The 19,711-nt window shown below is 61.8% G+C and carries 17 protein-coding genes; 12 read left to right on the top strand and 5 right to left on the bottom strand.

Features of this window, described 5'->3' with window-relative positions; genetic code table 11:
- Positions 1-4: 4 nt before the first annotated feature.
- The 5 genes from rarD to C4J84_RS23695 form a co-directional block, all read right to left on the bottom strand.
- Positions 5-889 (bottom strand): EamA family transporter RarD, encoded by an 885-nt coding sequence (gene rarD, locus C4J84_RS23715; RefSeq protein ID WP_124372074.1) that lies wholly within the window; start codon positions 887-889, stop codon positions 5-7.
- A gap of 177 nt (positions 890-1,066) precedes the next feature.
- Positions 1,067-2,041 (bottom strand): serine/threonine protein kinase, encoded by a 975-nt coding sequence (locus C4J84_RS23710; protein WP_124364684.1) that lies wholly within the window; start codon positions 2,039-2,041, stop codon positions 1,067-1,069.
- A gap of 167 nt (positions 2,042-2,208) precedes the next feature.
- The gene (locus C4J84_RS23705; RefSeq protein WP_124368590.1) at positions 2,209-4,107 is read right to left on the bottom strand and encodes a PhoX family phosphatase; all 1,899 of its coding nucleotides are present in this window, start codon (positions 4,105-4,107) and stop codon (positions 2,209-2,211) included.
- Positions 4,108-4,186: 79 nt separating this feature from the next.
- Complete coding sequence (locus tag C4J84_RS23700; protein WP_124372072.1) at positions 4,187-4,951, bottom strand: TOBE domain-containing protein; 765 nt, start codon at positions 4,949-4,951, stop codon at positions 4,187-4,189.
- A 57-nt stretch (positions 4,952-5,008) separates the two neighbouring features.
- Entirely contained in the window at positions 5,009-5,746 is a 738-nt protein-coding gene (locus C4J84_RS23695; RefSeq protein WP_124436175.1) for a ComF family protein, read from the bottom strand.
- A 92-nt stretch (positions 5,747-5,838) separates the two neighbouring features.
- On the opposite strand from C4J84_RS23695, the gene bioB reads away from it, so the two are divergent.
- The 12 genes from bioB to C4J84_RS23640 all read left to right on the top strand — a co-directional run bounded on the left by bioB (position 5,839) and on the right by C4J84_RS23640 (position 19,592).
- The gene (bioB, locus tag C4J84_RS23690; protein WP_124364680.1) at positions 5,839-6,894 is read left to right on the top strand and encodes a biotin synthase BioB; all 1,056 of its coding nucleotides are present in this window, start codon (positions 5,839-5,841) and stop codon (positions 6,892-6,894) included.
- 129 nt (positions 6,895-7,023) lie between these two features.
- Entirely contained in the window at positions 7,024-8,205 is a 1,182-nt protein-coding gene (gene bioF, locus C4J84_RS23685) for an 8-amino-7-oxononanoate synthase (RefSeq protein WP_124372070.1), read from the top strand.
- Positions 8,198-8,929, top strand: a complete 732-nt coding sequence (locus tag C4J84_RS23680) for an alpha/beta fold hydrolase (RefSeq protein WP_124372069.1) — start codon at positions 8,198-8,200, stop codon at positions 8,927-8,929. Before bioF ends, C4J84_RS23680 begins: the two co-directional genes overlap by 8 nt.
- Positions 8,922-9,734, top strand: coding sequence for a malonyl-ACP O-methyltransferase BioC (gene bioC / locus C4J84_RS23675; RefSeq protein ID WP_124372068.1), 813 nt, complete (start codon positions 8,922-8,924; stop codon positions 9,732-9,734). The genes C4J84_RS23680 and bioC overlap by 8 nt, the downstream gene beginning before the upstream one ends.
- Positions 9,731-10,411 (top strand): dethiobiotin synthase, encoded by a 681-nt coding sequence (gene bioD, locus C4J84_RS23670; protein WP_124372067.1) that lies wholly within the window; start codon positions 9,731-9,733, stop codon positions 10,409-10,411. Before bioC ends, bioD begins: the two co-directional genes overlap by 4 nt.
- A gap of 106 nt (positions 10,412-10,517) precedes the next feature.
- A complete protein-coding gene (locus C4J84_RS23665; protein ID WP_124364675.1) occupies positions 10,518-10,799 on the top strand; it encodes a pyrroloquinoline quinone biosynthesis protein PqqE in 282 nt (93 codons plus the stop codon).
- Between the two features lie 335 nt (positions 10,800-11,134).
- Positions 11,135-12,940 (top strand): phenylacyl-CoA dehydrogenase, encoded by a 1,806-nt coding sequence (locus tag C4J84_RS23660; protein ID WP_124372066.1) that lies wholly within the window; start codon positions 11,135-11,137, stop codon positions 12,938-12,940.
- Between the two features lie 162 nt (positions 12,941-13,102).
- Complete coding sequence (locus tag C4J84_RS26550; RefSeq protein WP_256660109.1) at positions 13,103-13,411, top strand: transposase; 309 nt, start codon at positions 13,103-13,105, stop codon at positions 13,409-13,411.
- Complete coding sequence (locus C4J84_RS23655; protein WP_305955299.1) at positions 13,408-14,250, top strand: IS3 family transposase; 843 nt, start codon at positions 13,408-13,410, stop codon at positions 14,248-14,250. Before C4J84_RS26550 ends, C4J84_RS23655 begins: the two co-directional genes overlap by 4 nt.
- A gap of 275 nt (positions 14,251-14,525) precedes the next feature.
- On the top strand, positions 14,526-15,815 hold the full coding sequence (locus C4J84_RS23650; protein WP_124372065.1) for a diguanylate cyclase: 1,290 nt from the start codon (positions 14,526-14,528) through the stop codon (positions 15,813-15,815).
- An 89-nt stretch (positions 15,816-15,904) separates the two neighbouring features.
- Positions 15,905-17,674: an acyl-CoA dehydrogenase C-terminal domain-containing protein gene (locus C4J84_RS23645; protein ID WP_124436174.1), complete on the top strand. Its 1,770-nt coding sequence runs from the start codon at positions 15,905-15,907 to the stop codon at positions 17,672-17,674.
- A 139-nt stretch (positions 17,675-17,813) separates the two neighbouring features.
- Complete coding sequence (locus C4J84_RS23640; protein ID WP_124436173.1) at positions 17,814-19,592, top strand: acyl-CoA dehydrogenase C-terminal domain-containing protein; 1,779 nt, start codon at positions 17,814-17,816, stop codon at positions 19,590-19,592.
- Positions 19,593-19,711 lie beyond the last annotated feature (119 nt).

Here is a 19,711-nt window from a genome sequence, read left to right as displayed (position 1 = left end):
TTGATCAGCGTTTGCGCATGGTCAGCCAGGCGTCCAGGCTGTAGATAACCAGGCCGGCCCAGATAAAGGCGAAGGCGATCAACGTACTGGGCGCCAGATGTTCGCCGAACAGCAGCACGGCTTCCAGCAGCACCAGCGTTGGCGCGACGTACTGCAGAAAGCCCAGTGCGGTGTAGGGCAAATGCCGTGCGGCGGCGTTGAAACACACCAGCGGGACCAGCGTGACGGGCCCGGCCGCCACCAGCCACCAGGCCTCGGAGGTGCTCCAGAACGGCAGTTGTGCACTGTGCGCCGTCGGGTTGAACAGCAACCACGCGATGGCAATCGGTACCAGCATCCAGGTTTCCACCACCAGCCCCGGCAGCGCTTTGACCGGCGCCTGCTTGCGGATCAGGCCATAGAAGCCAAACGTCAGCGCCAACACCAATGACACCCACGGCAAGCTGCCAACCTGCCACACCTGTTGCGCCACACCGACCGCCGCCAAACCCACCGCCACCCATTGCAGACGACGCAGGCGTTCGCCTAGCAGGAGCATGCCGAGCAGCACATTCACCAGCGGGTTGATGTAGTAACCCAGACTGGCCTCAAGCATGCGCCCCGTGTTCACCGACCACACGTAGGTCAGCCAGTTGGCGGCGATCAGCGAGCCACTGAGGGCGAGGATCGCCAAGCGTTTGGGGTTGTCGCGCAGCTCGCGAAACCAGCCTGGGTGTTTCCACACCATCAACAGCAAACCGCCGAACAGCGCCGACCACAGCACGCGATGCACGATGATCTCGGCGGCGGGCACACTGGCAATGGCTTTGAAATATAGCGGGAACAGACCCCAGATGACATAGGCGCTCAGGCCCAGGATGTACCCCTTGCGAGGGTTGGCGGCGTGCATTGCAGAATCCTTGCTTAGGCAGCTAACAAAGCGCGATTGTAAGGATATTTGCCGGGCAATGGGATCTGCTTTGCTCTATGTGGGAGGGGGCTTGCTCCCGATTGCGGTGGGTCAGCTACGCAAAGGTAGGCTGATACACCGCTATCGGGAGCAAGCCCCCTCCCACAGTGAGTATGTTCAGAATAACTTCAGGGGTTCTTCGTTGAGCGCCGACAGCTGCTCACGCAACGCCAGCACCTGATCGCCCCAATAGCGCTCGCTGCCAAACCACGGGAAGCTGTGGGGAAATGCCGGGTCTTCCCAACGTCGCGCCAGCCAGGCGCTGTAGTGCATCAGGCGCAGGGCGCGCAAGGGTTCGATCAGGGCCAGTTCACGTGGGTCGAAGTCGTGGAATTCCTGGTAACCGTCCATCAATTCCGACAGTTGGCCCAGGCATTCCTGGCGATCCCCGGCGAGCATCATCCACAGGTCCTGCACCGCCGGGCCCATGCGGCAGTCATCCAGGTCGACGATGTGGAACATCTCGTCGCGGCACATCATGTTGCCGGGGTGGCAGTCGCCGTGCATGCGGATGTTCTTGTGCGGGGTGGCCTTGTACACCTCTTCCACACGCTTGAGCAGGTCGCGGGCCACGGACTCGTAGGCCGGCAACAGGCTCTTGGGAATGAAGTTGCCTTCGAGCAACGTGGTCAGGGAATCGTGACCAAAGTTCTTCACGCCGAGCGCTTCGCGGTGTTCGAACGGGCGGGTGGAACCCACGGCATGCAAACGCCCAAGCAATTGCCCGAGGCGATAGAGCTGATCGAGGTTGCCCGGCTCCGGCGCCCGGCCGCCACGGCGTGGAAACAGAGTAAAGCGAAAACCCTGGTGCTCGAACAGGCTTTCGCCGTTGTGGATCAGTGGAGCGACCACCGGGACTTCGCAGTCAGCCAGTTCGAAGGTGAAACGGTGTTCTTCCAGGATCGCTTCGTTGGTCCAGCGTTGGGGCCGGTAGAACTTGGCGATCAGGGGTTCGGAGTCTTCGATGCCCACCTGATACACGCGGTTTTCGTAGCTGTTGAGCGCCAATACACGGGCGTCGCTGAGAAAGCCGATGCTTTCGACGGCGTCGAGCACCAGGTCGGGAGTGAGTGTTTCAAACGGGTGGGCCATGCGAACTCCTGCGCGCAGCAGGGCGCCGCGTCCGGCCGGGTATGGTAACGCACCGGGCTTGAGATAGGTGGGGGCTGTGCTATCGCCATCGGGGGCAAGCCCCCTCCCACACGGAATGTATCCGCAGGTCAAAATGTGGGAGGGGGCTTGCCCCCGATAGCGGTTTGTCAGGCGCCAACAACCCCACCATCATCCCGCCGAATCGCCACCACCGACGAACGCGGCTTGCCGTTCGCCAGGTGCTCCGGCCAGGTCGAGCCCCCGGTTTCACCCGGATGCTGAATGCCCACGAACAGGGTTTTCTGATCCGGCGAAAAGCTGATCCCGGTCACTTCACACGCCACCGGCCCGACCATGAACCGGCGGATTTCTCCAGTAGTTGGGTCTGCGCAGAGCATCTGGTTATTGCCCATGCCGGCGAAGTCGCCTGAGTTGCTGTAGTCGCCGTCGGTGAGGATCCACAGGCGGCCGGCCTTGTCGAAACCCAGGCCGTCCGGGCTGTTGAACATATTTTGCGGGTTGATGTTGGACGAGCCGCCCTTCGGCGAGCCCGCGTGCACGCCGGGGTTGCCGGCGACCACGAACAGGTCCCAGGTGAAGTCCGTGGCACCGTGGTTATCGGCGTCGGCTTTCCAGCGCAGGATCTGGCCATACACGTTCTTTTCTCGCGGGTTGGGCCCGCCCACCGGCTGGCCGTCTTCGCCGCGCTTGGCGTTGTTGGTGAGGGTGCAATAGACCTGGCCATCGGTGGGGCTGACCACGATCCATTCCGGGCGGTCCATGCGTGTGGCTTTCACCACGCTGGCAGCCAGGCGTGCATGAATCAGCACTTCAGCCTGGTTGGCAAAGCCGCTGCTGGCATCGATGCCGTTTTTGCCGTGGGTAAGTTCGACCCATTGGCCTTTGCCCTTGGGGTGATCGGCATCGCCATCGCCCGCGTCGAAGATCGCCACGTACAAGGTCCCGTGATCGAGCAGATCCTTGTTGGCTTTCGGGTTGTTGTGGTCGATCCGATCGCGGCTGACGAACTTGTAGATGAACTCGCCGCGCTCGTCATCGCCCATGTACACCACGGCGCGGCCATCGCGGGTTTCTGCCAGGGCAGCGTTTTCGTGCTTGAAGCGGCCCAGGGCAGTGCGCTTGACCGGAGTGGATTGCGGGTCGAACGGGTCGATTTCCACTACCCAGCCATGGCGGTTGAGTTCGTTGGGGTTCTTGGCCATGTCGAAGCGCGGGTCGTGGGTGTGCCAGTGGATGTCTTTGCTGGCGGCGATCACGCCATAGCGTTTTTGCCCGGCGTCGAAGGTTTGCTGTGGGTCGCTGCTGCCGAAGCAGTCGGTGAAGTTCTCTTCACAGGTCAGGTAAGTGCCCCACGGCGTCTTGCCGTTGGCGCAGTTCTGGAAGGTGCCGAGGGCTTTCTTGCCGGTTTTGTCGGCGCGGGTTTTCAACCAGTCGTGGCCGGCGGCAGGCCCGCTCAGGCGGATCGGCGTGTTGCCGTGGATGCGCCGGTTGTAGCGTGAATCCTGGACGAACTGCCAGGTATCGCCCTTGCGCTGTATTTCGATCACCGAAACGCCTTCGCTGGCCAACGCCTTGCGCACGTCTTCGGCCGATTGCGGCGCGCCGCCATGGGCGTAGAGGTAGCGGTAGTTGGTGTATTCGTTGTTGATCGCCATCAGTGCGCGGCGGTCGTCACCGGGGAAGGGAAACAGGCTCATGCCGTCGTTGTTGTCGCCGAACTGTTGTTCCTGGGCCTCGGCGGTGCCGTTGCCGCTGGGGTCGAAGGCTGGGGCGCGCTTGCTCAAGGGCTGGCCCCAACTGATCAGTACCGAGGCGCTGTAGCCGGGCGGCAGGGTGAGGGTGTCGCTGGTAGCGGCGCCGATGCTGGAAAATCCCAGCAACGGGCTGGCAGAGGCGGCGTTCACGGCCAGTGCGCTGCGGCTGAGCAGGTTGCCGCCCAGGAACATCGCAGCGCCGCACAGGGCGCCGGCGCCGATGAAGCGGCGACGGGTGAGGCCGACCATCTGTTCAAGGTCGGTGGCTTGGTTTTCTTCTAATAAGTTCATGTCAGGCTCCCTACGGTTTTTGCAGATACCTTAAGGAGCGAGCGTGACGAAATTGTTGCAGTTTGATGGCGCGTGCTCGCTACACCGGGGTGCCGAGCAGTACATTGCCGGGGGCGAACTGCACCTGGATCGGCTGGCCTTGCGCGGCATTGAGCGCAGTAAGTGCGGCGGGCTGCGCCAGGGCACACAGCACCTGACCGTTGGGCAGGCCGATGCGCACTTCGCTGGGGCCGTCTTCAGCGTCGAGAACCGCCTCGATCACGCCGCTCATGCAATTGTGTCCAGGTGTTGCGGCTTGCCCGATGGCCAGCAATTCCAACCATCCGGCCTTGATCAGGGCAACCACTTCCACGCCAGCCTCCAGCTCCAGCCGTTGCGTGCTGTCGTGGGTGATCTGTGCATCCAGGTGCAGGCCGCCGGCCAATCGCAGGCGGACTCGGTCATTACGGCCCTGGCGCTCGATGGCGCTGACCTGACCGTGCAGTTGATTGCGCGCACTGGTGCGCAGCATCAGGCGCCCCAGCAGGTTGAAGTCGCGGGCCGCTTCGTCCGTGGCGAGCACTTCGGCTTGCAGCACCTGCAGTCGCTGATAGAGGCGCAGCACGCGCTCACCTTCGGCGGTCAGCCTGGCGCCGCCACCGCCTTTGCCGCCGACGCTGCGTTCCACCAGGGGCTTTTGCGCCAGGTTGTTCAGCTCATCGATGGCGTCCCAGGCGGCCTTGTAGCTCAACCCGGCACTTTTGGCGGCACGGGTGATGGAGCCCTGCTCGGCGATATGCCCCAGCAGGGCAATGCGCTGGGGGCGGCGGATGATGTGCTGGCTGAGCGGTGAGGTCAGGGACATGTGGACACGCTTGGCTGGAATGAGCGGACGTTGCCGCCCAGCGGCACGGGAGTCAAGTCACGTGCCGGGTTTTGGCGTGCGGGCCAGGCAATACACATCGACCTGGCGCGCACCGGCCTGCATCAATAACCGCGCCAGGCTATGGGCGGTGGCGCCGGTGGTCAGTACATCGTCGACCAGCGCCAGATGACGACCCTGCACCCAGGCGCCGGGTGCCAGGGCGAAGGCATTGCGCAGGTTGCGCTTGCGCGTCTTGGCGTCGAGGTCTTGTTGCGCAACGGTTTCATGGGGACGTAACAACAGGTGCTCATCGTAGGGGATGTCCAGGTCGCTGCTGAGCCAACGCGCCAGCATCGCCGCCTGGTTATAACCGCGCTGGCGCAGACGTTTGGGTGGCATCGGCACCGGCAGCAGGCAATCGGGGCGGCTGAGTTCGGCATTCTCGAACCGATGGCGCAGGAATCTTCCGAACAGGCGCCCCAGCAAGTGCCCCAAGGGCCAGCGTGCCTGGTGCTTGAACCGGCTGATCAGGCTGTCCACCGGGAAACTGTAGGTCCAGGGCGCGATCACCTGTTTATACGCGGGCGGTTGTTGCTGGCATTGGCCGCAGACCAACCCGTCCATCGGCAGGGGCAGGGCGCACACTTCGCACTGCTCCATCAGCCATGGCAGCTCGGTTTCGCAGGCGTTGCATACACAATCGACGCTATCAGCCCGTTCATCGCAGATCAAACAGATTTGTACGTTTTTTAACCAGATGTAAACTTGGTGTTTGTGGGTTGGTTGACAGTGCATGAATCTTCCTTAAATATGCCGAGCATCCGTGTCGTACCTGTGGGTATTGCCCTTCCCGCAGCGTTAGCCAAAGCATAATCAAGGAATCGCCCATGAGCGCCAGCACCTCTGCCACCCTGCGTCACGATTGGTCTTTGGCCGAAGTCAAAGCACTGTTCGTGCAGCCGTTCAATGACCTGTTGTTCCAGGCGCAGACCGTGCACCGCGCGCATTTCGACGCCAACCGCGTGCAGGTATCCACCCTGCTGTCGATCAAAACCGGCGCGTGCCCGGAAGATTGCAAATATTGTCCGCAGTCGGGTCACTACAACACCGGCCTGGAAAAAGAAAAACTGATGGAAGTGCAGAAGGTCCTCGAAGAGGCCGCCCGCGCCAAGGCCATCGGCTCGACGCGTTTCTGCATGGGCGCCGCATGGAAGCATCCATCGGCCAAAGACATGCCCTACGTGCTGGAGATGGTCAAAGGCGTGAAGGCCATGGGCCTGGAAACCTGCATGACCCTCGGCCGTCTCGATCAGGACCAGACCGCCGCGCTGGCTCAGGCTGGCCTTGATTACTACAACCACAACCTGGATACCTCGCCGGAATTCTACGGGTCGATCATCACCACGCGCACCTACGGCGAACGCCTGCAAACCCTGGCCTACGTGCGTGAGTCGGGGATGAAGATCTGCTCGGGCGGCATCCTCGGCATGGGCGAGTCCCTGGATGACCGTGCCAACCTGCTGATCCAACTGGCCAACCTGCCGGAGCATCCGGAGTCGGTGCCGATCAACATGCTGGTCAAGGTGGCCGGTACGCCGCTGGAAAATGCCGACGACATCGACCCGTTCGACTTCATCCGCATGCTGGCGGTGGCGCGCATCCTGATGCCGCAATCCCATGTGCGCCTGTCTGCTGGGCGTGAGGCGATGAACGAGCAGATGCAGGCGCTGGCGTTCTTTGCCGGCGCCAACTCGATTTTCTACGGCGACAAGCTGCTGACCACCGCCAACCCGCAGGCGGACAAGGACATGCAACTGTTCTCGCGCCTGGGCATCTTGCCGGAAGCCCGCGAGGAGCACGCCGATGAAGTGCACCAGGCGGCGATCGAACAGGCCTTGGTGGAGCAGAAAAGCAGCGAACAGTTCTACAACGCCGCTGTTTGACTGAAACCAAATCCCAATGTGGGAGGGGGCTTGCCCCCGATGGCGCTGTGTCAGTCAGCACTTATGTTGACTGAGATACCGCCATCGGGAGCAAGCCCCCTCCCACAGTTTTGACCGAGTTGACCCTGCATGTCTTTCGATCTCGCCGCGCGCCTCGCTGCCCGCCGTGCCGAACACCTTTACCGTCAACGCCCCTTGCTGCAGAGCCCTCAAGGCCCGGAAGTGGTGGTGGACGGCAAGCCGCTGCTCGCCTTCTGCAATAACGACTACCTGGGCCTGGCCAACCATCCGCAGGTGATCGAGGCCTGGCGCGCCGGTGCGTCCCGTTGGGGCGTGGGCGGTGGTGCGTCGCACTTGGTGGTGGGCCACGCCACGCCGCACCATGCGCTGGAAGAAGCACTGGCCGACCTGACCGGGCGCCCGCGTGCGCTGCTGTTTACCACCGGCTACATGGCCAACCTCGGCGCGGTCACGGCGTTGGTGGGGCCGGGCGATACGGTGCTGGAAGACCGTCTCAACCATGCGTCGTTGCTGGATGCCGGCTTGTTGTCGGGGGCCCGTTTCAACCGCTACCTGCATAACGACGCCGCCAGCCTGGCCAAGCGCCTGGAGAAAGCCTGCGGTAACACGCTGGTGGTGACCGATGGCGTATTCAGCATGGATGGCGACCTGGCCGATCTGCCGGCGCTGGCCCGTGAAGCCAAGGCCAAAGGTGCCTGGTTGATGGTGGATGACGCCCATGGCTTCGGCCCGCTGGGGGCCAACGGCGGGGGGATCGTCGAGCATTTCGGCTTGAGCCAGGACGACGTGCCGGTACTGGTCGGTACCCTGGGCAAAGCATTCGGCACCGCCGGGGCCTTTGTGGCGGGCAGTGAAGAACTGATCGAAAGCCTGATCCAATTCGCCCGCCCCTACATCTACACCACCAGCCAGCCACCGGCATTGGCCTGCGCCACCCTGAAAAGCCTTGAGCTGCTGCGCAGCGAACACTGGCGACGCGAGCATCTCAACGCGTTGATCCGCCAGTTCCGCCAGGGCGCCGAACAGATCGGCCTGGCGCTGATGGACAGTTTTACCCCGATCCAGCCGATCCTGATTGGCGACAGCGCGCGTGCCCTGCGCCTGTCGCAGATGCTGCGCGAGCGCGGGTTGATGGTGACCGCGATCCGCCCGCCCACTGTGCCCGCCGGCAGTGCTCGTTTGCGCGTGACATTGACGGCGGCCCACAGCGCGGCGCAGGTGCAGCTATTGTTAAACGCGTTGGAGGCGTGTTTCCGATTGTTGAACGCCACGGAGCCCGAACATGCGTGACCGACTGGTATTGCTGCCCGGCTGGGGCCTCGGGGTGTCGCCGCTGGAGCCGCTGGCTGCGGCGTTGCAGGGCTTGAATGAACACCTGCAGGTGCAGGTCGAGCCCTTGCCGGCACTGGACGGCAGCGAACTGGCCGAATGGCTCGACGAACTGGATGCCACGCTGCCGGACAATGTCTGGCTCGGCGGCTGGTCCCTCGGCGGCATGCTCGCCTCAGAGCTGGCGGCGCGACGCGGCGAGCGTTGCTGCGGTTTGCTCACCCTGGCGAGCAATCCGTGTTTTGTCGCCCACGCTGATTGGCCCCATGCCATGCCCGCTGAAACATTCGACGCGTTCCTCGCCGGCTGCCACGCGGATTCCCAGGTCACCCTCAAACGCTTTGGCCTGTTGTGCGCCAAGGGCGCCGCCGACCCACGCGGGCTGTCGCGGCTGCTGGTCAGTGGAGCACCGAACACGGCGCCCAGCGTGTTGATGCCCGGCCTGGAGTTGCTCGCCCAGTTGGACACCCGCGCCGCTTTGCAGGCCTTTCGCGGGCCACAGCTGCATTTGTTTGCCGGCCAGGACGGGCTGGTGCCGGCTGAAGCCGCCAGTGACCTGCTGGCGCTGCTGCCCGACGTGGAAATCGGCCTGATTGAACAGGCCGGTCACGCTTTTCTTCTGGAAGACCCCAACGGTGTGGCGGGGGCCATCCAGGCTTTTTTGCATGAGTATGCTGATGACTGATCTATCCCATCCTCCTCTGCCGGGCGCCTTGCCGGACAAGCGCCAGGTGGCCGCTTCGTTCTCTCGGGCCGCCGCCAGTTACGACAGCGTGGCCGAGTTACAGCGGGCGGTCGGGCACGCACTGCTCGCTCGGCTGCCGATGAGCCTTGCGCCCCAGTGCTGGCTCGATCTGGGCTGCGGCACGGGCTATTTCAGCCGTGCACTGGCTGAGCGCCTGCCGGCCAGCCAAGGCACGGCGCTGGATATTGCCGAGGGCATGCTCAACCATGCGCGGCCTTTGGGCGGCGCGCAGCACTTCGTCGCGGGGGATGCGGAACGCCTGCCGCTGAAGGCCGACAGCTTCGAGCTGATCTTCTCCAGCCTGGCGGTGCAGTGGTGTGCGAGCTTTGATGCGGTCCTCAGTGAAGCGTTTCGCGTGCTGCAACCGGGCGGCGTGCTGGCCTTCGCCAGCCTGTGCGTAGGCACGCTGGATGAACTGCGCGAAAGCTGGCGCGCGGCGGACGGCCTGGTTCACGTCAACCGCTTCCGCACCTTTGAGGCGTATCAACAGCTGTGCGCCGCCAGTGGTTTTCGGGTGGCGAGCCTGGAGCGACGGGCCCATGTACTGCATTACCCGGACGTGCGCAGCCTGACCCACGAATTGAAAGCCTTGGGCGCGCATAACCTCAACCCAGGGCGCCCGGGAGGCTTGACCGGCCGTGCGCGAATCGCGGCATTGATGCAGGCTTACGAGCAGTTCCGTCAGGCCCAGGGCCTGCCCGCCACCTATCAGGTGGTGTACGCCGTACTGGAGAAACCGCTATGAGCGCCGCTTATTTCATCACCGGTACCGACACCGATGTGGGCAAGACCACCATCGCTGCCGGCCTGCTGCATGCTGCGCGTCAAGCCGGCAACAGCACGGCGGCGGGAAAGCCCGTGGCCTCGGGCTGCCAGGTAACGCCCAAGGGGTTGCGCAATGCCGATGCCCTGGCGCTGCTCGCCGAATGTTCGTTGCCCTTGACGTATGCCGAGGTCAACCCGGTGGCGTTCGAACCGGCGATTGCACCGCATCTGGCCGCCCGCGAGGCAGGTGTCGCGCTCACGGTGCAATCGCTGCTCAAGCCGATGCAGCGGATCCTGGCGCACCAAGCGGACTTCACGTTGATCGAAGGCGCGGGCGGTTGGCGTGTGCCCCTGGCCGACCAGGCTAATCTGTCGGACCTGGCCATTGCGCTCAAGCTGCCGGTGATTCTGGTGGTGGGGGTGCGGCTGGGGTGTATCAGCCACGCGTTGCTCACGGCCGAAGCGATCGCACGAGATGGTCTGTCGCTGGCCGGTTGGGTGGCCAATATCATCGATCCGAAGACCTCTCGTCTGGAAGAGAACCTCGCCACCTTGGCCGAGCGTTTGCCGGCGCCTTGCCTGGGGCGAGTGCCCAAACTCAAGCACGCCGGGGCAGGCGCAGTGGCCGCCTACCTGGAAATGGACCTGCTTGACTGATTTTGGCTATCGCTAAGGCAATATGCCATTAGTGTTTTTAGCGGGCCTTTTGCCAGGATGTCTGGTTCAATTGGCTATCACGATTCTCTAAAGGCAGGCTTGCGCCATGGAAATCTCTGGAAGCAGCGCGTTTTATTCGGGCCTGAGCACCATTCAGGCCGGGCAGAGCCGTGTCGACCAGGCCGCCGGCAACATTGCCAGCGCCGCGACCACCCAGCCATCGGCCGCGCAAAGCGACCGTCTGCAGGCCAATGATCGTGCCCAGGCATCCAATTCGGCGAGCAATATGGTCGAAATGGCTCAGGGCAAGTTTCAAGTGGAGCTGGGGGCGAAAGTCGCCAAGGCTTCGGACGAAATGCTCGGTACGTTGATCGATACTTACGCCTGACCCTTCTGCCTTATGCAATTCAAAATGTGGGAGGGGGCTTGCCCCCGATGGCGATGGGTCAGTCAAAAATATACTGACTGATACTCCGCTATCGGGGGCAAGCCCCCTCCCACATTTTTCCCTGCTTACTCCTGATCAATCCCTGTACTCATTTGTGAAGCGGCAATCCGCCACGGGCTTCGCCGTGCGCGCCATTGACGCGCATCAAGACAAACGGCATCGGGCCGACGCTTGACAACCCCAGGTCGTAAACGTATGTTTCAAACACCTGTTTGACCGCCATCACACACCCACGCGGTTGTTCATCCCAGATACATCAGCAGAGGTTTATCGCTATGCCTGACTACAAGGCCCCCTTGCGTGATATTCGCTTCGTTCGTGACGAACTGCTCGGCTATGAAGCGCACTATCAGAGCCTGCCGGCTTGCCAGGACGCTACCCCGGACATGGTCGACGCCATTCTGGAAGAAGGCGCCAAGTTCTGTGAGCAAGTGCTGGCACCGCTGAACCGCGTGGGTGACATCGAAGGGTGTACCTGGAGCGAGTCAGGCGTTAAAACCCCAGCAGGTTTCAAAGAAGCCTACAAACAGTTCGTCGAAGGCGGCTGGCCAAGCCTGGCTCACGACGTGGCACACGGCGGTCAAGGCCTGCCCGAGTCCCTGGGCCTTGCAGTGAGTGAAATGGTCGGCGAAGCCAACTGGTCGTGGGGCATGTACCCAGGCCTGTCCCATGGCGCTATGAACACCATTTCCGAGCATGGCACGCCCGAGCAGCAAGACGCCTACCTGACCAAACTGGTCTCGGGCGAGTGGACCGGCACCATGTGCCTGACCGAACCGCACTGCGGCACCGACCTGGGCATGCTGCGCACCAAGGCCGAACCCCAGGCCGACGGTTCCTACAAAGTCTCCGGCACCAAGATCTTCATCTCGGCCGGTGAACACGACATGGCCGACAACATCGTCCACATCGTCCTGGCGCGCCTGCCGGATGCACCGGCTGGCACCAAAGGTATCTCGTTGTTCATCGTGCCCAAGTTCCTGCCCAACGCCGATGGTTCGGTGGGCGAGCGCAACGCGGTGACCTGTGGCTCCCTGGAGCACAAGATGGGTATCCACGGCAACGCCACCTGCGTGATGAACTTCGACGCGGCTACCGGTTACCTGATCGGCCCGGCGAACAAAGGCCTGAACTGCATGTTCACCTTTATGAACACCGCGCGTCTGGGGACTGCGCTGCAAGGCCTGGCCCACGCCGAAATCGGCTTCCAGGGCGGCCTCAAATATGCGCGTGATCGCTTGCAGATGCGCTCCCTGACCGGCCCGAAAGCGCCGGAAAAAGCCGCCGACCCGATCATCGTGCACCCCGACGTGCGCCGCATGCTGCTGACCATGAAAGCCTTCGCCGAAGGCAACCGTGCGATGGTGTACTTCACCGCCAAGCAAGTGGATATCGTCAAGTACGGCACCGATGACGAAGCCAAGAAACAGGCCGATGGCCTGCTGGCCTTCATGACCCCAATCGCCAAGGCGTTCATGACCGAAGTCGGTTTCGAGTCCGCCAACCACGGCGTACAGATCTACGGCGGCCACGGGTTCATCGCTGAGTGGGGCATGGAGCAGAACGTTCGCGACAGCCGTATTTCGATGCTGTACGAAGGCACCACCGGCATTCAGGCGCTGGACCTGCTCGGTCGTAAAGTGCTGATGACCCAAGGCGAAGCGCTGAAGGGCTTCACCAAGATCGTCCACAAGTTCTGCCAGGCCAACGAAGGCAATGAAGCGGTCAAAGAGTTCGTTACACCGCTGGCGGCGCTGAACAAAGAGTGGGGCGAGTTGACCATGAAGGTCGGCATGGCCGCGATGAAAGACCGTGAAGAAGTCGGTGCCGCCTCGGTGGACTACCTGATGTACTCCGGTTACGCGTGCCTGGCTTACTTCTGGGCCGACATGGCCCGCCTGGCCGCTGAAAAACTGGCCGCCGGCACCACCGAAGAGGCGTTCTACACCGCCAAGCTGCAGACCGCGCGCTTCTACTTCCAGCGCATCCTGCCGCGCACCCGCACCCACGTGGCAACCATGCTGTCGGGCGCGAGCAACCTGATGGACATGAAAGAAGAAGACTTCGGCCTGGCTTACTAAGCCGCACCGGGATCTTCCGAAACCGCCGCCCTTAGGGGGGGCGGTTTTTTTTTCGCCGGTTGTAATGCCACTAGCCGATCCCCTGTGGGAGGGGGCTTGAACTGGCCTAATGATCCCGGACACCTCTTAAGGGCGATATGATTCGCCCAATCAGGAGGTTCCATGCAAGAACGAAAGACCTACACCCGCGAGTTCAAGCAACGTGCTGCAAGTATGGTTCTTGATGATAACTGCTCAGTTCCTGACGTCTGCGCGTCGATGAGCGTTGGGCCTACGGCTCTGCGCCGTTGGATTGATCAGGTTCGCAAAGAGCGTCAGAAAGGGCAGCCAGTGGCAGGTACCAAGGCAATCAGCGACGAACAGCGAGAGCTTCAACAGCTGCGAGCCAAGGTCAAGCGCCTGGAGACCGAGGCTGAAATCTTAAAAAAAGCTACGGCTCTCTTGATGTCGGATCCCGATCGTTTTTCCTGATCGAGGAGCTGAGAGAGTCGAGCTCATATCCGACCCGCCTTCTTTGTAGTGCGCTGAACGTTTCCCGCAGCGCGCTTTATGACTGGCTTAAGCGTCGCTCAGAGCCGAATACCAAGCGTGACGCGCTTAGAGCAAAAGTCGTGCAACTGCATGACGAAAGCCGGGGAAGTGCAGGTGCACGGATGATCTCTCAGCACTTGAAGGCCCAGCAGATCAAGGTAGGTCGGCATCTGGCCGGAAAACTCATGGCGGAGGCAAATCTGGCCAGCAGACAGCGCCGCCGCCATCAATATCGCTCTAGAGGCGTTGAAGCATTTGTGGCCAAGAACCTGCTTGAGCGTAACTTCGAGCCAACCGCAATTAATCAAGTCTGGTGCGGCGACGTTACCAGCCTAATGGTTGGGAAACGCTGGTATCACTTGGCAGTGGTCATTGATCTGTTCGCCCGCCGAATCGTTGGCTGGGCGTTTTCTCTGATCAATGACGCCAACCTGGTTAGCAAGGCGCTGAGAATGGCGGTGGAGGTTCGAGGCAAACATGCAGGCTTGATGTTTCATTCGGATCAAGGCTGCCAATACACCAGCCAGCTCTTTCAGTCCGCGTTGCTGGAGTATGGGATAACCCAAAGCATGAGCCGCAGAGGGCAGTGCTGGGACAATGCACCAACAGAGCGTTTCTTCGGGACGCTCAAATCAGAGTGGGTGCCCACCAAGGGCTATATGACAGTTGAAGAAGCCAAGCAGGATATGACCAGCTTCTTCATGCGATACAACCGAATCAGGCTCCACAGCTACAACAACTACCTGTCGCCAATAGCCATGGAGCAGAAGGCGGCTTGATCACCGTAATCGGTGTCCGGAAAAACTTGACCAGAACAGCTTGCTCCCGATAGCGGTGGGTCAGCTACAAAGGGGTTGACTGATACACCGCTATCGGGAGCAAGCCCCCTCCCACATTCGGTCACTGTCGACTATAAAAATTGCACCCTTGCATTAAGGGATTACCGGACCGTGCCGTTACAGTGATGGCAATGTGATACATGTCGGACGAGTTGTGTTTAACTGGTCCCGCAGAGGCACTATGCCATCACTTTTTGCGGGTCGGAGTTTTACCCTTGTCACGCGTGTCTGCCGTACGGTTCAGCCATTTCCTGCCCTCGTTGTTGCTGTTGCTGGCCGGGCTCTCGGCTGCGTATCTCAAAGACCTCAACGTCTTCTTCACCTCGCTGTTCAACGTGCTGCCCACCTTGGTGCTGTTGCTCGGCGGTGCGTACTGCGCGGTTTATCGGCGCCAGCGTGAGCTGTTCCTGATGATCACGGTGTATGTCGCGTATTTCCTGCTCGACACCCAGACCGATTTCTACCGCGATAATGGCCGCGTGCGCGAAGACGCCGCCGTGGTGTTTCACCTGTGCTGCCTGCTGCTGCCCTTGCTGTTCAGCGTGTATGCGCTGTGGCAGGAAAAGACCCACTTGTTTCGCGACTTCGTCGCACGCTGCGCGGTGTTGCTGGCCGTCGGCAGCGTGGCGCTGGCGCTGGAGCAAAGTTATCCCCAGGGCGTGCTGGACTGGTTGGCTGAAATTCGCTGGCCGGCGCTGCATGGCGCCTGGATGAGCCTGATCCAGCTGTCATACCCGATGTTTCTGATCGGCTTTCTCACCCTGGCCGCCCAGTACTGGTATCAGCCGCGCCCGCTGCATGCCGCGCAGTTGGTGGGGTTGCTGGGGATGTTCTGGATGCTGCCGCAAACCTTCATCCTGCCGTTTACCCTCAACATCATGTGCAGCCAGGTCATGCTGATGATCGCTGCCGGTGTGGCGCACGAGGCGTATCAAATGGCGTTTCGCGATGAGCTGACCGGCTTGCCGGGGCGCCGCGCCCTTAACGAGCGCATGCAGCGGCTGGGCCGCAACTACGTGCTGGCGATGGGCGACGTCGACCACTTCAAGCGTTTCAACGACACCCATGGCCATGACGTGGGTGACCAGGTGTTGCGCCTGGTGGCCAGCAAGCTGTCCAAGGTCAACGGCGGCGGGCGCGCCTATCGTTACGGCGGGGAAGAGTTTGCCGTGGTGTTCGCCGGCAAGACCCTGGATGAATGCCTGCCGCACCTGGAGGAAATCCGCGAGATCATCGCCAACTATGCGATCAAATTGCGCAACCCGGACCGACCCCCTGACGACCATCAAGGCCGCCAGCGTCGAGCCGGCAGCGGCGCCTCGAGTGTGTCGGTGACCGTCAGCATCGGCGTGGCCGAGCGCCAGGCCGAGCAGCGCAGCCCTGAAGAAGTGCTCAAATCCGCCGACCAGGCGCTGTATGCCGCCAAGGGCGCCGGGCGCAATTGTGTGATCGCAGCCGGGCAGAACCGTCGCGGTGCGGTGCGTATGGAGCGTGCTGCCGGTTGAGTAATGGTGCTGTATTCAGCAGCGCTACAGTGATTGTTCGAGGCGTTGGCCGGCAGTAGCTTGAACTATCTGCCGCCGGAGACATTGCCATGCCTGAATACAAAGCTCCCCTGCGCGACATGCGCTTTCTGATCGACAACGTGTTCGACTTCCACGGCCACTACGCGGCCCTGGGTGCGACGGACGCCAGCCCCGACATGGTCAATGCAATTCTCGAAGAGGGTGCGAAGTTCTGCGAGAACGTACTCGCGCCGCTCAATCGCAGCGGCGATGAAGAGGGCTGCCATTTCGATCAGGGGGCGGTGACCACGCCCAAGGGCTTCAAGGAAGCCTTCGCCCAGTACGCGGAAGGTGGCTGGCACGGCTTGGCGGCCGACCCGGCCTACGGCGGCCAAGGCTTGCCGCAGTCACTGGGGCTGGTGCTGAGCGAGATGATCGGCTCCAGCAACACGTCCTGGGGCATGTACCCAGGCCTGACCCACGGTGCAATGTCAGCAATCCACGCCCACGGCACCGAGGAACAGAAAGCCACTTACCTGCACAAGCTCACCGCTGGCGAATGGACCGGCACCATGTGCCTGACCGAAGCCCACTGCGGCACCGACCTGGGCTTGATCAAGACCCGCGCCGTACCTCAGGCCGACGGCAGTTACGCGGTCACCGGCAGCAAGATCTTCATCTCGGCCGGCGAGCACGACATGAGTGCCAACATCATCCATCTGGTGCTGGCCAAACTGCCGGATGCACCGGCGGGCACCAAAGGCATCTCGTTGTTTATCGTGCCCAAGTTCCATGCCGATTCCGGTGAACGCAACGCGGTGCACTGCGGCTCCATCGAGCACAAAATGGGCATCAAGGCCTCGGCCACCTGCGTGCTGAACTTCGACGGCGCCAAGGGCTTCCTGATTGGTGAGGCGAACAAAGGCCTCAACTGCATGTTCACCATGATGAACCACGCGCGCCTGGGCACCGGCATGCAGGGCTTGTGCAATGGCGAGGCGAGCTTCCAGGGCGCGATCAAATACGCCAACGACCGCCTGCAAATGCGCTCGTTGACCGGCGCCAAGGCCCCGGAGAAAGCCGCCGACCCGATCATCGTGCATGCCGACGTCCGCCGCATGCTGCTGACCATGAAAGCCTTCAACGAAGGTAATCGCGCGCTGACCTACTTCACCGCCCAGTTGCTCGACACGGCGCACCTGAGCGACGACGCCGGCCAGCGCCAGGAGGCTGAGGACCTGTTGGCCTTCCTCACGCCGATCTGCAAAGCCTTCATGACCGAAACCGGGCTGGAGGTGACCAACCACGGTATGCAGGTATTCGGCGGCCATGGCTACATTCGCGAGTGGGGCATGGAGCAATTGGCCCGGGATGCACGGATTGCGCCGATCTATGAAGGCACCAACGGTATCCAGGCCCTCGACCTGCTGGGGCGCAAGGTGCTGGGCAGCCAGGGCAAGTTGCTGCGCGGCTTTACCAGAATTGTGCATAAGTTCTGCCTCGCCAATGCCGAGCATGCGCAATTCAAGGCCGCTGTAGAACAGCTCAACCAGTTGAATCAGCAATGGGGTGAGCTGACCCTGAAGGTCGGCACGGCAGCGACGAAAAATCCTGACGAAGTAGGCGCGGCGGCCATGGATTACCTGATGTACAGCGGTTACATCATCCTCGCCTACCTGTGGTTGCGCATGGCGATCGCGGCGCAGGCGCACGATGAGCCAGGATTTGCCCAGGGCAAAACTGCGACCTGCGACTTTTATTTCAAGCGTCTGTTGCCGCGCACCGCCATGCACCGGGCCGCCGTGGAGGCGGGCAGCGAATGCCTGATGAGCTTACCAGCCCAGGCGTTTTCCCTATAGGCCGAACGGGGTCGTCGTGACTTATAAATACTTATTAGTCACGAACGGACCCTATGTGTCTGAAAAGTTGTTCGGGTACACTCGGAGTCTGTAAAACCGATCCTATCGAATCACTTTTCACCTTCTCACGAGGTTTGCCATGGCTGATTACAAAGCGCCGTTGCGTGATATGCGCTTCGTCCTCAACGAAGTTTTTGAAGTCGCCACGACGTGGGCCCAATTGCCTGCCCTGGCCGACACGGTTGACGCCGAAACCGTTGAAGCGATCCTCGAAGAAGCCGGCAAGGTCACCGCCAAATCCATCGCACCGTTAAGCCGTGGCGGCGATGAGCAAGGCTGCCACTGGACGAACGGTGCGGTCACTACGCCGGACGGTTTCCCCCAGGCCTACGCGACTTACGCCGAAGGCGGCTGGGTCGGTGTGGGTGGCGACCCGGTGTACGGCGGCATGGGCATGCCCAAGGCGGTGTCGGCACAGGTCGAAGAGATGATCAACTCGTCCAGCCTGGCTTTCGGCCTGTACCCGATGTTGACCTCGGGCGCTTGCGTGTCGATCAATACCCACGCCAGCGAGGAACTCAAGGCAATCTACCTGCCGAAGATGTATTCCGGCGAGTGGGCCGGTTCCATGTGCCTGACCGAAGCCCATGCCGGCACTGACCTGGGCATGATTCGCACCAAGGCCGAGCCCCAAGCGGACGGTTCCTACAAAGTCAGCGGCACCAAGATTTTCATTACCGGCGGCGAACACGACCTGACCGAAAACATCATCCACCTGGTGCTGGCCAAACTGCCGGATGCACCGGCGGGCCCCAAAGGCATCTCGCTGTTCCTGGTGCCGAAGTTCATGGTGAACGCCGACGGCAGCCTCGGCGCACGCAATCCGGTGAACTGCGGTTCGATCGAACACAAGATGGGCATCCAGGCCTCCGCGACGTGCGTGATGAACTTCGACGAAGCGGTGGGTTACCTGGTCGGTGAGCCTAACCGTGGCTTGGCGGCGATGTTCACCATGATGAACTACGAGCGTCTGGGGGTGGGCATCCAGGGCCTGGCATCCGGCGAGCGCTCCTACCAGAACGCGATTGAATATGCCCGCGACCGGCTGCAGAGCCGCTCCCCGTTGGGCGCCAAGGCCCCGGAAAAACCCGCCGACCCGATCATCGTGCACCCGGACGTGCGCCGCATGCTGCTGACCATGAAGGCGGCGAACGAAGGCGGCCGTGCGTTCTCCACCTACGTCGCGACGCAACTGGACATCGCCAAGTTCAGCGAAGACGCCGCCGCCCGCGAGCGCGCCGACAACCTGGTGGCGCTGCTGACGCCGGTCGCCAAGGCATTCCTCACGGACTTGGGCCTGGAAACCACCGTGCTCGGCCAGCAAGTATTTGGTGGCCACGGCTACATTCGCGAGTGGGGCCAGGAGCAGTTGGTGCGTGATGTGCGCATCACCCAGATCTACGAAGGCACCAATGGCATCCAGGCGCTGGATTTGATGGGGCGCAAGATTGTCGGCAGCGGTGGCGCGTTCTACACCTTGTTCGCCGATGAGATCCGTCAGTTCATCGCCACTGCGGGCGAGGCATTGGGCGAGTTCACCCGGCCGCTCGGCGCGGCAGTGGATAACCTCGATGAACTGACCGCCTGGGTGCTGGACCGTGCCAAAACCAACCCGAATGAAATCGGCGCAGCCTCGGTGGAATACCTGCATGCGTTCGGTTACATGGCGTACGCCTATATGTGGGCGCGCATGGCCAAGGCTGCGTTGGGCAAAGAGGCCGAAGAGGATTTCTATGCCAGCAAGCTGGGCACTGCGCGCTTCTACTTTGCGCGCCTGTTGCCACGCATTCACTCGTTGAGTGCGTCGGTAAAAGCCGGTAGCGAATCGCTGTTCCTGATGGATGAAGCGCTGTTCTAAGGGGCGAGGCGCGCATGTAAGCATTCTCTTACATGACGTGCTGCTAATCGTCCTCTATCGCCATATTGGATCCACGGATAATCTACTTCACATGGACGTCGCGCAGGAAGCGCAAAGCA

Source organism: Pseudomonas sp. R11-23-07, assembly GCF_003852295.1.
Taxonomy (GTDB): Bacteria; Pseudomonadota; Gammaproteobacteria; order Pseudomonadales; family Pseudomonadaceae; genus Aquipseudomonas.
This window is presented reverse-complemented; position numbering and strand designations above follow the sequence as displayed.

What these genes read in the sequence shown, in the direction of transcription:
- rarD (WP_124372074.1), bottom strand. Translation starts at nt 889, where the DNA reads ATGCACGCCGCCAACCCTCGCAAGGGGTACATCCTGGGCCTGAGCGCC.
- C4J84_RS23710 (WP_124364684.1), bottom strand. Translation starts at nt 2,041, where the DNA reads ATGGCCCACCCGTTTGAAACACTCACTCCCGACCTGGTGCTCGACGCC.
- C4J84_RS23705 (WP_124368590.1), bottom strand. Translation starts at nt 4,107, where the DNA reads ATGAACTTATTAGAAGAAAACCAAGCCACCGACCTTGAACAGATGGTC.
- C4J84_RS23700 (WP_124372072.1), bottom strand. Translation starts at nt 4,951, where the DNA reads ATGTCCCTGACCTCACCGCTCAGCCAGCACATCATCCGCCGCCCCCAG.
- C4J84_RS23695 (WP_124436175.1), bottom strand. Translation starts at nt 5,746, where the DNA reads ATGCACTGTCAACCAACCCACAAACACCAAGTTTACATCTGGTTAAAA.
- bioB (WP_124364680.1), top strand. Translation starts at nt 5,839, where the DNA reads ATGAGCGCCAGCACCTCTGCCACCCTGCGTCACGATTGGTCTTTGGCC.
- bioF (WP_124372070.1), top strand. Translation starts at nt 7,024, where the DNA reads ATGTCTTTCGATCTCGCCGCGCGCCTCGCTGCCCGCCGTGCCGAACAC.
- C4J84_RS23680 (WP_124372069.1), top strand. Translation starts at nt 8,198, where the DNA reads ATGCGTGACCGACTGGTATTGCTGCCCGGCTGGGGCCTCGGGGTGTCG.
- bioC (WP_124372068.1), top strand. Translation starts at nt 8,922, where the DNA reads ATGACTGATCTATCCCATCCTCCTCTGCCGGGCGCCTTGCCGGACAAG.
- bioD (WP_124372067.1), top strand. Translation starts at nt 9,731, where the DNA reads ATGAGCGCCGCTTATTTCATCACCGGTACCGACACCGATGTGGGCAAG.
- C4J84_RS23665 (WP_124364675.1), top strand. Translation starts at nt 10,518, where the DNA reads ATGGAAATCTCTGGAAGCAGCGCGTTTTATTCGGGCCTGAGCACCATT.
- C4J84_RS23660 (WP_124372066.1), top strand. Translation starts at nt 11,135, where the DNA reads ATGCCTGACTACAAGGCCCCCTTGCGTGATATTCGCTTCGTTCGTGAC.
- C4J84_RS26550 (WP_256660109.1), top strand. Translation starts at nt 13,103, where the DNA reads ATGCAAGAACGAAAGACCTACACCCGCGAGTTCAAGCAACGTGCTGCA.
- C4J84_RS23645 (WP_124436174.1), top strand. Translation starts at nt 15,905, where the DNA reads ATGCCTGAATACAAAGCTCCCCTGCGCGACATGCGCTTTCTGATCGAC.
- C4J84_RS23640 (WP_124436173.1), top strand. Translation starts at nt 17,814, where the DNA reads ATGGCTGATTACAAAGCGCCGTTGCGTGATATGCGCTTCGTCCTCAAC.